Source organism: Streptomyces sp. NPDC003456, from assembly GCF_042878735.1.
GTDB lineage: Bacteria > Actinomycetota > Actinomycetes > Streptomycetales > Streptomycetaceae > Streptomyces.
Genome location: NZ_JBIAOK010000002.1, coordinates 875714 through 887511 on the forward strand (window position 1 = coordinate 875714; position 11798 = coordinate 887511).

Annotated in this window: 10 protein-coding genes; all 10 read left to right on the forward strand. The window is 74.2% G+C overall.

Features of this window, described 5'->3' with window-relative positions:
* Positions 1-85 precede the first annotated feature (85 nt).
* Complete coding sequence (locus tag ACFYWG_RS09625; RefSeq protein WP_383504015.1) at positions 86-1036, forward strand: ABC transporter permease; 951 nt, start codon at positions 86-88, stop codon at positions 1034-1036.
* Positions 1033-1881 (forward strand): ABC transporter permease, encoded by an 849-nt coding sequence (locus tag ACFYWG_RS09630; protein WP_376333705.1) that lies wholly within the window; start codon positions 1033-1035, stop codon positions 1879-1881. The genes ACFYWG_RS09625 and ACFYWG_RS09630 overlap by 4 nt, the downstream gene beginning before the upstream one ends.
* The gene (locus tag ACFYWG_RS09635) at positions 1878-2687 is read left to right on the forward strand and encodes an ABC transporter ATP-binding protein (RefSeq protein WP_389200361.1); all 810 of its coding nucleotides are present in this window, start codon (positions 1878-1880) and stop codon (positions 2685-2687) included. Before ACFYWG_RS09630 ends, ACFYWG_RS09635 begins: the two co-directional genes overlap by 4 nt.
* Positions 2684-3502: an ABC transporter ATP-binding protein gene (locus ACFYWG_RS09640; RefSeq protein ID WP_389200363.1), complete on the forward strand. Its 819-nt coding sequence runs from the start codon at positions 2684-2686 to the stop codon at positions 3500-3502. The genes ACFYWG_RS09635 and ACFYWG_RS09640 overlap by 4 nt, the downstream gene beginning before the upstream one ends.
* A gap of 17 nt (positions 3503-3519) precedes the next feature.
* Positions 3520-5193 (forward strand): ABC transporter substrate-binding protein, encoded by a 1674-nt coding sequence (locus ACFYWG_RS09645; protein WP_389200365.1) that lies wholly within the window; start codon positions 3520-3522, stop codon positions 5191-5193.
* Positions 5190-6206, forward strand: a complete 1017-nt coding sequence (locus ACFYWG_RS09650) for an LLM class F420-dependent oxidoreductase (protein WP_383504010.1) — start codon at positions 5190-5192, stop codon at positions 6204-6206. The genes ACFYWG_RS09645 and ACFYWG_RS09650 overlap by 4 nt, the downstream gene beginning before the upstream one ends.
* A 79-nt stretch (positions 6207-6285) precedes the next feature.
* Complete coding sequence (locus tag ACFYWG_RS09655) at positions 6286-7398, forward strand: LLM class flavin-dependent oxidoreductase (protein WP_383504009.1); 1113 nt, start codon at positions 6286-6288, stop codon at positions 7396-7398.
* An 897-nt stretch (positions 7399-8295) separates the two neighbouring features.
* The gene (locus ACFYWG_RS09660; RefSeq protein WP_383504008.1) at positions 8296-8655 is read left to right on the forward strand and encodes a DUF805 domain-containing protein; all 360 of its coding nucleotides are present in this window, start codon (positions 8296-8298) and stop codon (positions 8653-8655) included.
* Positions 8656-9629: 974 nt separating this feature from the next.
* Positions 9630-10241 carry a hypothetical protein gene (locus tag ACFYWG_RS09665; RefSeq protein WP_389200368.1) on the forward strand — a complete coding sequence of 204 codons (612 nt, stop codon included), beginning with the start codon at positions 9630-9632 and terminating at the stop codon, positions 10239-10241.
* 90 nt (positions 10242-10331) lie between these two features.
* Positions 10332-11687 carry a serine hydrolase domain-containing protein gene (locus tag ACFYWG_RS09670; protein ID WP_389200370.1) on the forward strand — a complete coding sequence of 452 codons (1356 nt, stop codon included), beginning with the start codon at positions 10332-10334 and terminating at the stop codon, positions 11685-11687.
* Positions 11688-11798 lie beyond the last annotated feature (111 nt).

The window sequence follows — 11798 nt, forward strand, 5'->3', positions numbered from 1 at the left end:
ACGATCCCAGGAAGGAAGCCCGCATGACCGCCCACCCACGCCCGCCCGCCGGTTCCTCCGGCGCCGCGCACCGGGAGCACGACGGATGAGGCGGTACCTGCTGCGACGGCTGCTGCTCGTCGTCCCCACGCTCCTGGGCGTCACCGTCGTCGTCTTCACCGCCGTCGCCCTCGTCCCGGGCGACCCCGTGACCGCGCTGCTCGGCCCCGGCGCGCCCGCCGAGGCCCGCCAGCAGCTCACCGAACGCCTCGGACTGGGCCGGCCACTGCCCGAGCGGTACGCGCACTGGCTCGGCCACGCCCTCCGGGGCGACCTCGGCGTCTCCATCTCCGCCCAGCGCCCGGTCGGGGACCTGCTGCTGCCCGCCCTCGGGCAGACACTCGTCCTCACCGGCGCCGCGTTCCTCCTCGTCCTCACGGGCGGCACCCTCCTCGGAGCGCTGAGCGCCCTGCGCCCCGAGAGCCTCGCGGGCCGCCTGTCCCGCGCCGTGAGCACCCTGGCCGTCTCCGCCCCGCAGTACTCGGTGGCCCTGCTGCTCATCGCCGTCTTCGCCGTCACCCTGGGCTGGTTCCCCGCCGGCGGCACCCAGGACCTGTTCACCGGCGGCGGCACCGCCGACCGGCTGCAGCACCTCGTCCTGCCCGCGGTCGCGGCCGCGGTGGTCCCCCTCGGCCTCACCGCCCGTGTCTTCGGCACCGCCCTGGAGGACGTCCTGCACTCCGACCTCGCCGACGGACTGCGCGCCCGGGGCCTGCGCCGCGCGGCCGTCCTGCGGCACTGCGCCCACAACGCCTCGCCCGCCCTGCTCACCATCGGCGGACTCCAGCTGGCCTACCTGCTGGAAGGGGTGATCTTCGTCGAGACCCTGTTCGCCTGGCCCGGCGTCGGCCGCCTGCTGTACGACGCCCTCAGCGCCCGTGACCTGCCGCTGATCCAGGCGGGGGTGCTCCTCGTCGCCGTCGCCTTCGTCGGCGTCAACATCCTCGTCGACTCCGCCCACGCCCTCGTCGACCCCCGGCTGCGAGGTGCGCTGTGAGCCGCCTGCCCGAGCCCTGGCGCCGCCCCGGACTGCTCGTACCGGCGTTCCTCGCCGCCGTCCTGCTGGCCCTGGCGGTCGCCGGCCCCCTGCTCGCGCCGCAGGACCCCGACGCCGGAAGCCTGCGCGAGCGGCTGCTGCCCCCCGGCAGCCCCGGCCACCTGCTGGGCACCGACTCGCAAGGGCGGGACGTGCTCAGCCGGCTGCTCGTCGCTGCCGGCCCCTCCCTGCTCGGCGGTCTCCTGCCCGTCGCCGTCGCCACCGTGGCCGGAGCGCTGCTCGGCACCGCCGCCGGGCTCGGCGGCCGCCGCACCGAACACGCCCTGCTGCGGACCCTCGACGTCCTCTACGCCTTCCCGGGCGTGCTCCTGGCCATCACCGTCGCGACCGTGATGGAGCCCGGCCTGAACGCCACCGTCGTCTCGCTGTCGGTCGTCCTGACCCCTGCGGTCACCCGTGTCGCCTTCACGGAGGTGCGCCGCATCCGCACCGCCGAGTACCTGGAGGCCGCCCGCGTCTGCGGAGCCGGAGCGGCGACGGTCGCCCTGCGGCAGGTCGCCCCGGTCCTCGCACCCGTCCTGCTGGTCTACTCCTCGTCCCTGGTCGGGCTCGCCATCGTGTACGCGGCCGGACTGTCCTTCCTGGGGCTGGGCGTGCCCCCGCCCGCCGCCGAATGGGGCGCCATGCTGGACGAACTGCGCCCCGCCCTGCTGACCCACCCCGCGGTCGCGGTCCTGCCCGCGCTCACCGTCCTGGCCGTCTCCGTCGTCTTCAACGTCCTGGGCGAGGCGCTGCGCCGCGGCACCGGCGCCGGAGCCGCCCTGTCCACCGGAGCCGGACGATGACCGCCCGCGCCGCGGAACGCCTGGAGGTGCAGGACCTGGCGGTCACCCACACCACCCGGGGCGGCGACGTGCGGGCCGTGGACGGCGTGTCGCTGACCGTGGCGCCGGGCGAGGCGCTGGTGCTGCTGGGAGAGTCGGGCAGCGGCAAGTCCACCGTGGCCCGCACCGTTCTCGGACTGCCCGGTCGCGGCGCCCGGGTGCGGGGCAGCGTCCGCCTGTCCGGCACCGAACTGCTCACCCTGGGCGAGCGGGCCCTGTCCGACGTACGCGGCCGGCGCATCGGCTACGTCCCGCAGGACCCCGACGCCGGGCTCGACCCCCTGCGGAGGGTGGGGGCCCAGCTCGCCGAGGTGGTCCTGCGCCACGGCATCGCCGACACCCGTCGCGCCGCCCGGCGCGTCGTGCCCGCGCTCCTGGAGGAGGCCGGCCTCACCGACCCCGCCCGCGTCGCCCGCAGCCACCCCCACCAGTTGTCCGGCGGGCAGCGCCAGCGCGCCGTCATCGCTCTCGCGCTCGCCTGCGCACCCGGCCTGCTGATCGCGGACGAACCCACCACCGCGCTGGACGCCCTGGTCCGCGCCCGGGTCCTCGACCTGTTCGCCGGCCTGCTCACGGAACGGGGGATCGCCCTGCTCATGGTCACGCACGACATCGCCGTCGCCCGGCGGATCGGGCACCGCGTGGCGGTGATGCACACCGGCCGGATCATCGAGACCGGTCCCGTCGAGCGGCTGCTGGCCGAGCCGCAACACCCCTACGCCGCCCGGCTGGTGGCCGCGCAGCCGGGCACAGGAGGTGCCGCATGACCGGCGACCTGCTCGTCGTGGACCAGGCGTCCAAGCGCTATCGCCACGGCCCCCTCGCCCTCGACGGCGTCTCCCTGCGGGTACCGGCCGGGAGGACGGTCGGCCTGGTCGGCGAATCGGGGTCCGGGAAGTCCACCCTGGCCCGGCTCTGCCTCGGGCTGATCGCCCCGGACACGGGCACCGTCCGCTTCGACGGCCACGACACGCACCGGCTGCGCGGGCGGACCGGGCGGCGGATCCGCGCCCGTCTGCAGTTCGTGCCGCAGCAGCCGCGCGGCTCCCTCAACCCCGCCCTGAAGGCCGGTGAAGCGGTCGCCTTCGCCCTGCGTGTGCACGGCACACCGCGCGCCGAGCGCCCCGACCGCGTGGCCGAACTCTTCCGCAGCGTCGGTCTCGACCCGGCTCTGGCCCGCCGCCACCCGCGGCAGCTGTCCGGCGGACAGGTCCAGCGGGTGGCCATCGCCCGCGCCCTGGCCACCCGGCCCGACCTGATCGTGTGCGACGAACCGACCTCCGCCCTGGACACCACCGTCCAGGCCCAGGTCCTGGACCTGCTCGGCGAACTGCAGGAACGACTCGGCCTGGCCTGCCTGTTCATCTCCCACGACCTGGCCGTCGTACGGCACCTCGCCCACCGGGTCGTGGTCCTGCGCCACGGCCGCGTCGTCGAGGAGAACACCCCGGCCGGCCTGTGGAACGCGCCCCGCCACCCCTACACCCGCGCCCTGCTCGCCGCAGACGGCGGCAGCCCCGAACACCCCCCTGCACCGGCACCCGCCGACCGACCGGCACCCGTCGGTGAGCCCGCCCCTTGAGTGACGACGAGGAACCCATGACGCACCACCGCCCCGACCCCTGCGCCCACCCGTCGACCCGCCGACCACGCACACCCCGCATCCGCCGCCGACGCGCTCCGCTCGGCGTCCTCGGCCTCGCCGCCGCGCTGCTGCTGCCGTTCGCCGCCACGGGGTGCGGCACCGGCTCCGCCGCCGACGACACCGCCGGCGGCGCGAAGTCCGGCGGCACCCTCGTCATCGGCGCGACCGGCAAACTCCCCAACCCCGACACCGTCATCGGCGGCGCCGGGTTCGAGGGCAAGCGGCTCGTCAGCTTCCAGCTGTACGAGGGCCTCACCCGCTACGACCTGTCGAAGGCCGACGGCCCCGCGCCCATCACCTCAGCGCTGGCCACGTCGTGGAAGGTCGCGGCCGACAAACGGACCTGGACCTTCACCCTGCGCAAGGGCGTGAAGTTCCACGACGGCACCGCCTTCGACGCCGACGCCGTCCTCTTCAACCTCGACCGCTACCTGGACAAGAAGAGCCCCCACTACACCGACGCCCTCGGCGCGGCGGCCGGGGAGTACGCCGGCGGGATCACCGAGTACACCAAACTCGCCGACGACCGCGTCCGGCTGGTCACCGGGAAACCCAACGGGCACTTCCCGCAGGACCTCGCCCACGTCCTCATCGCCAGTCCCACCGCGGTGAAGAAGACCGGCTCCGCGAAGTTCTCCGGCAACCCCGTGGGCACCGGTCCCTTCCGTTTCGTCCGCCAGCAGACCGGCGAGCAGATCGAACTGGCCCGCTTCGACGGCTACTGGCGCGGCGCGCCCAAGCTCGACAGACTCGTGGTGAAGGCACTGCCCGACCCGGCGGCCCGCACCGCGGCCCTGCGCTCGGGCGCGGTCAACTGGATCGAGTACCCCAACCCCGACGACATCCCGAGCCTGAAGGCCGACGGCGTCCAGCTCCTCACCAACCACTACGACCACCTCTGGTACTGGATCCTCGACACCACCGCAGGGCCCTGGAAGGACCCCCGGGTGCGCAAGGCCGCCAACTACGCCGTCGATCGCGAGGCCATCGCCGAGGACCTCCTGCACGGCACCGCCGCCCCTGCCGAACAGGCCGCCCCGAGCGGCACGTTCGCCTACGACGCGGCCAACGACACCTACCGCCACGACCCCGCCGAGGCCCGCAGGCTGCTCGCCGAGGCCGGCTACGCCAAGGGCTTCTCCACCTCCGTCACCGTCCCCACCGGCGGTTCCGGCAACCTCGTGCCCGTGCCCATCGCCGAGGCCGTCCAGCGCGACCTCGCCGCCGTCGGCATCAAGGCCGAGATCCGCACCACCGACTGGTCGACGCTGATCGCCGCCGAGGCCAAGGGGAAGGTGGCCCGCGGCTCGCAGGCCATCGCCCAGTCGACCACCCTCTTCCAGTCCGAGGCGCTGCTGCCGCTCTTCATCGGCACCGGCAGCCCCTTCTGGACCGGCCACTACAGCAACCCCAAGGTCGACAAGCTCCTCGCCTCCGCGAGCACGTCCACCGACCCCGCCGCACGCGAAGCCGACTACACCGAGGCGCTGAAGCTGGTCACCGAGGACGCCCCCTGGCTGTTCGTCGTCAACGACCGCAACCCCAGGGCCGTCTCCCCGAAGGTGCACGGCGTCGTCCAGCCGCAGTCCTGGTTCATCGACCTCACGACCGTACGGGTGGACCGATGACCCTCTCCCACCTTCCCGCAGTCGGCCAACCGCCCAAGTGGGGCATCACCCTGCCGCTGCCGGGCCTGACCATCGACCGGCACCGCTTCCTCGTCGAACGGCTCGCCGACCTCGGCTACACCGACGTGTGGAGCGCGGAGGGCGGCGGCACCGACGCCTTCACGCCCCTGGCCACCGTGGCCGCCTGGTCCCCGAGCCTGCGCATCGCCACCGGCATCGTCCCGGTGCAGACACGCGGTCCCGCCGTCCTCGCCCAGACCGCCGCGACCCTCGCCCAACTGGCGCCCGGACGGCTCCTGCTGGGCATCGGGGCCTCGGTACCCGCCCATGTCACGGACATCAACGGCATCCCGTTCGACGAGCCGTACAAGCGGACCCGGGACGTCCTGCGATTCGTGACCCGGGCCCTGCGCGGCGAGCACGTCGCCGGCGACTTCGACACGTTCTCCATCACCGGCTACCGCCTGCCGCACCCGCCGCAGGACCCGGTCAAGGTGATCCTCGGCGCCCTGCGGCCCGGCATGCTGCGGCTGGGCTTCCGCGAGGGCGACGGAGCCATCACCAACCTGCTGTTCCCCGAGGACGTGCCGAAGATCCTCGACGCGGTCGGCCCGCAACCGCCCGGCAAGGAGCTGGTGGTCAAGGTGTTCGTCTGTCCCACCGAGGACACCGACTACGCCCACCGCGCCACCCGCCCCTTCCTCGCCTGGATCCTCAACCGCGAGCCCTACCGCAAGTTCCACGAATGGCTCGGCAACGGTGAGCTGCTGCGCGAGTCCCACGAGCGGTGGGCCGACGGCGACGCCGACGGAGCCCGGAAAGCCCTCCCCGACGAGGTCGTCGACCGGCTGTTCATCAGCGGATCGCCGGAGGAGTGCCGGGAGAAGATCCTGCGCTACCACCGCCCGGGAGTGACCACCATCCAGCTGTACGTGTCGCTGCCGCCGGAGACGTTCGTCAGCCGGGCGAAGGTCCTGGACACCCTCGCCCGGCTGGGCCCGGCCGCCGCCTGAGTCCGGCCCGCCCGGTCCGGGGAGCCGCCGCCCGCGGGGGTGGCTCCCCGGTCCGGCACCCGCCCCTGGAAGGATCCGGATGGAACTCGATCTGCGGGGCGGTGTCCGCGCCGCGCCCGTACCCGGCGCCACGCCCGAGGAACGGCAGGTTCTCCGCTTCGCACCCGACCCCCGTGACCGTGACGCCGACCCGGAGCACATCGCGCGCACGGCCCGCGAGGCCGAACAGGACGGGCTGGACAGCGCCCTGGTGGTGCAGTCGAGTTCGTGGCCGGACCCGTGGCTCGTGGCCGGCTGGGCCCTGGCCGCCACCCAGCGGCTGCGGGTCGCCGTGGCCCACCGGGTCGGGACCACCTCACCCACCGTCGCCGCCCGTGCACTGGCCACCCTGGACCGGCTGTCGGGCGGCCGGGCCGGCGCACACATCGTCATCGGCTCCAGCGACGCCGACGTCGCACGCGACGGCGACCTGCTGGACAAGGAGTCCCGTTACCGCCGGGCGGGGGAGTACCTGGAGGTCTTCCGCCGGTCCCTGACCGAGCACCAGGACTTCGACCACGACGGCGAGTTCTACACCCTGCGCGGCGCCCGCTCGGGCCTCCGTCCCCGGCCGCGCGCCGAACTGCTGTCCTTCGGCGGCTCGTCACCCGCCGGCATCGACCTCGCGGCACGCCACGCGGAGGTGTACGCGATCCCCACGCTGCCGCTCAGCGCCACCCGCCGCCACATCGCGCGGGCCCGGGCGGCGGCGGCGCGTCACGGCAGGAGCCTGCGGATCTGGCGCCACGTCACCGTGGTCACCGCACCCACCGACGAGGAAGCCGAGGCACGAGCCCGCCGCATCCGGCACGAAGCCGTACGCCTGGCCTCGGGCCCGTTGGCGGAGCACTGGCTCGGCGCGGTCCAGCTCGACCGCGACCGCGAGCGGGGCCGGGCCACCGCCGCCGACGGGGCTCGCCAGCTCTCGGCGTACGTCGACCGGTCTTTGGCCGGGGCCTACGTCGGCTCCCCGGCGACCGTCGCCGCCCGCATGGGGCTGCTGCGCGCGGCCGGTGTCGGTGTCATCCAGCTCGACATGCCGACGGAGACGGAACAGGACCGCCACCTGCGCAGGGACCTGGTCGCCAGGCTCCGCGCCGCGTACCTCCCCCCTGCGCCGCGCGGCTCGGCGCACGCCTGGCGAGGATGGTGAGGCGGCAGGACGCACCGGCCGACCGCCGCGCCACGGCTCACGAGGTGCGAAGGAGGCCGGTTCCCGCGAGCAGTTCGGGCCAGAGGACGTAGTCGCCGGAGCCACCGTGATCACTCGCCCTCCCACCACCGAACGGCACGGGCTCCACCATGAGTACGAGCTTCTGCGCGACCGCGTTCCGCAGAAACCGGGCCCGAAAGGCAGCGAGGACCTGCGCGGCCGTGGCGAGGGAACCCGCCCGGACACCCTCGTCCGCGGGCGTGCGGGCGCCTATGGTGACGAGTCGTGCCGTTCCCCGACGGCCGGCCGGTGAGAGTGCGGGCACATGCGCCGGCACCGGCGCACGCCAGCGCGCGGGTGCGCCTGCCGGCGTCCGGTGCCGCGGATCGACGGGCACATGCTCGTGTTTTCGCGACATCGGCCGTGACCGACCCGGCGGCACGTTTCTCGCACGTGTGTGTGCTGCGTGCACTGTCGTGCGACACGTCCGTGCCGGCGAGCGGCCGATTTCCGACGAGGGAAGCGACCGGCGGCCGGGTGTGAGCGAGGGTGCGGACGCCCGCAGGGCAACGTTCGGAGATCGTTTCGGCTTCGAACGTGTGTAGAGCAGGCAACGGATCGCACACGGATCACACACGTTTCGGATGCCGTCCGGTGTCGGGGAGCCGGCTGAGCGCCCGTGCGGGCCCACTTGCCTTCCGCGACAGCAGTGATCTTGATGTGATGTGTCCGGAAACGTCGATGCCTCGGCCCCGCTGACGGGTGTTCCGGGCCCGTGATGAGCAGCCGCGCCGCCGGACAGGAACTCCTTTGACGGGGCCCCGTCACCTCCGTACGGTCTGCGTCTGGCCGGATCCGTGCGAGCCGGCCTTCGCAAACGATCCCTGGGGGGACGCAATGAACTGGTTCATCGAAGTCGTGAAGAAGTACGCGGTATTCAGCGGGCGCGCGCGCCGCAAGGAGTACTGGATGTACACGCTCTTCTACGTCATCTTCGCCATCGTGGCCGGCATCGTCGACGCGGTGGTCTTCGGATCGCAGATCCTCGGCATCGTCCTGGCCCTCGGCCTCCTGCTGCCGAGCCTGGGCGTCGCCGTCCGCCGCCTGCACGACACCGGCCGCAGCGGCTGGTGGATCCTGATCGGCCTCGTGCCGCTCGTCGGCGGGATCGTCCTCCTGGTCTTCCTGTGCCTCGAGGGCGAGGCCGGCAGCAACAAGTACGGCCACAACCCCAAGTTCGCCGACGCCGCCGTCTGACACGTCCAGGCACGTATCGAGGCCGCCCGGTCGTCCGGGCGGCCTCGCGTGTTTCTCCGGCCCCGTCCCGTGCGAGCGGACAGCCGGCGAACGGCACGAGTGATTTCGAGCCACGACGGCCGTGTGCGCGGCGCCGAGTGCTCCGGGCCCGAAGCAGTCCCTCCGGCCCGCTCCTGCCGCACACGGTTCGAGTCGCCGTCAACTCTGAATTCGGCCGATCGGGTGGGCCGGCGGCCGCATGGCCGGAACACCCAGGTCGGCGGGGGCGGCGCGCGGGCGTCCCGACCCGGCCCAACTTTTCCGCGCACCCCCGGTTTGAGGGTCAACCCCCGGGATACACGCCCTCATTGGTGGGTGCCGAACGGCCATCTCCCCTTCGATTTCGGGGGGTTGCCATCCGGTGACCCAACGTGAAAACTGTGAGCGCACTCGGCCCGGACGGATCGTGTCGCAGCGCGTTCTCGGCACGTGAAGCAAGGGACAGAGGAGTTCTGCGCAGGGTCACTGCGCGCGAAAGCAACTGGGGGGACGTGGTGGTGTCTGCTAGGTGCCGTGGGCGCGTGTTGCCAGGCTGCACACGTACGGGCCTGTCCGCTGCTCGGCGGGCGTCCGGCCCGCTGGGAACCGCCGCCCCGCCGGCCCTGTCGTGTCCTCGGGCCCACTGACGCCCCGGCCGGCTCCGCCCTCGGCGGCGGATCCGGTGGTCGCCTCCAGCCGGGCGACCCGGCCGACGCGGCCGAGCCGCGCGTCGGCCACCTGACGCCGGGCGGACCACCCCACAGGTGCGCACCGAAGCCCGCGCCGAACGGCCACCGCTGTCCCGCGGCCGGCCACGGCGCACTGTCGGTGGTCCGACGCCGGGCCCGCGCGTTCCCATCCAAGGAGAAACGGTGACAAGCACACAACTGACGGGTGCCGAATCGCCACTCGGCAAGTTACCCGAGCGCCGGCGATCCGCAGGCGACGCCGGCCCCGTGACCCACGAGAACGAGCGGCGGCCCTGGCACGTCGCGGACCACCGGGGCGTCTCGCCGGTCCCGTCCGAACCGGCCGCGCACCCCTCCGGCAAAGCGCCGGCGGCCCCCACCCGGCAGAACGCCGCGGCCCTCGCGCAGGGCGGCTTCCTCGCCGAGAACCCCCCGGAGCACCGCAGGCCCCGCACCCTGGTGAGCCGGGCCTCCACTCTCGCCCGCCGACTGCCGCTCATGGTGGTCGCCGGACTCCTCGGTCTCCCCGCCGAGGGCCACAAGCTGCTGCAGCGCTGTACCGCGACCCTGTGCGGCGGCACGCAGCCGGGCACCGGCCTCGACAGGTCCGGCCTCGCACGGGCCGACCGCGCCCCCTCCCGCTTCACCTCGCCGGACGTCACCGACCCGGCCCGCGGCCCCGAACCTCGTCGCACCTCCGGGCGCGGCATCCACTGCGGCCTCGGCGCCCTCCCGGCCCGGCTGGAAGCCCGGGTCGCCCCGCCGACGACGCGGGAACGTTTTTCCGACGCCCTGGTGCCGTCGTACGACGCCGTGCACCGGAAACCGGCCGTCGCCGTCGGCACGCGCCCGCTGCCCCTCGCCGTCACCAGGCCGTAAGAGCACGTCGACGCGCGGGTCCCCACCGCTCACCCACGGGCCGACCGCGCTTCCCTCCCCGCACCCGCTCTCATCAGGAGTCACTTCCTCATGCCGTACTCGACCACCGCTCCGGCCCCCGTCAGGCCGTCGTCCCCCTCGCACCACGAGTTACGCGACCACCTCGAATCCCTCGCGCGCGTCCACCGCGTGCCCGGCGCCCAGCTGGCCGTCCACACCGGCACCCATCTGCTCAGCGTGCAGACCGGCACGGCCGACGCCCTGACGAACACCCCGTTCACCGCGGGGACGGCCGTCCCCCTGGGTTCCGTCACCAAGACCGCCACAGCCGCTGCCGTCCTGGTCCTCGCCGACGACGGAGACCTGGACCTGGACGAACCCGTCGGCGAACTGCTGCCCGACCTGGCGGGCGAGATACCCGGTGTGACGGTCCGTCACCTGCTGAGCCACACCGCCGGTCTGCCCACCGGACCCGACTCCGACAGCGCGGCCGGCACGACCGCCCCCCGGTACCTCTCCGCGGTCTGCACCGCCCAATACGCCCTGTTCCCGCCGGGCACCGGATTCTCGTACTCCAACGCCGGTTACGTCGCCGCCGGCCGCATCCTGTCCGAAGTGACAGGCATGACCTGGCAGGAAGCGGTGGCGGCCCTCGTCCTGGAGCCCCTGGGCATCGTGCCCGCCTTCCTCGGCGACGCCGCACCCGCACGGCCGGTCGCCGGCGGCCACGCCCTCAACACGGCCACCGGCCTGGTCCGCCCGGCCCACCAGAACCTCGCCCCGGTGGAGGCCCCGGCCGGCGCCCTGCTGGCGAGCGCCGAGGACCTGGTCGCCCTGGGCAGGGCCGTGATCGGCAGATCCGCCGCGCTGCCGGCCGCCGTCGCCGACCGGATGCGGCGCCCCGAACCGGCCGCCGACCCCGGCCCCCTGGCCGACGCCTGGGGCCTGGGCCTCGCCCTCTTCCAGCAGGACGGCCGGGTGTGGTGCGGCCATGACGGCAACGCCCAGGGCACCTCCTGCCACCTGCGCGCGGACCCCGGCAGCGGGGTCGTCGTCGCCTTCACCGGCAACGCCGGCGCCGCCACCGCCCTGTGGCGCGACATCACCGCGGAACTCACCCGGGTCACCGGCATCCGCGTACCCGCCGCCCCGGCCGCCGGCACCCACCGCGGACCCGCCGCAGCGCTCCCGGACTGCGCCGGGACGTACCGCAACGGGGGCACCGAGTACACGGTCGAGCTCGACGGGGACGGCAAGCCGACCCTGTCCGTCGACGGCGACCGCCCCCTGCCGCTGCTGTGCTACCCGGACCTGTCCTGCGACCTGGTGGATCCGGCCACGGACCGGGTCGAGCCGGGCGGCCGCTTCCACCGGGACCCCGTCACCGGGATCATCGACCGCCTGCAGATCTCCGGACGCACCGCGCGCCGCACCGGCACCGGCTGACAGCACCGCCGCGCCGGCATCGACCGACCCCGCGACGCCGCGCACGCGTCGTCCGGCCGCGCGTCCGTCCGCGCCGTCCCACCGCGCGCGACCGCACGGCCCGACCGCGCG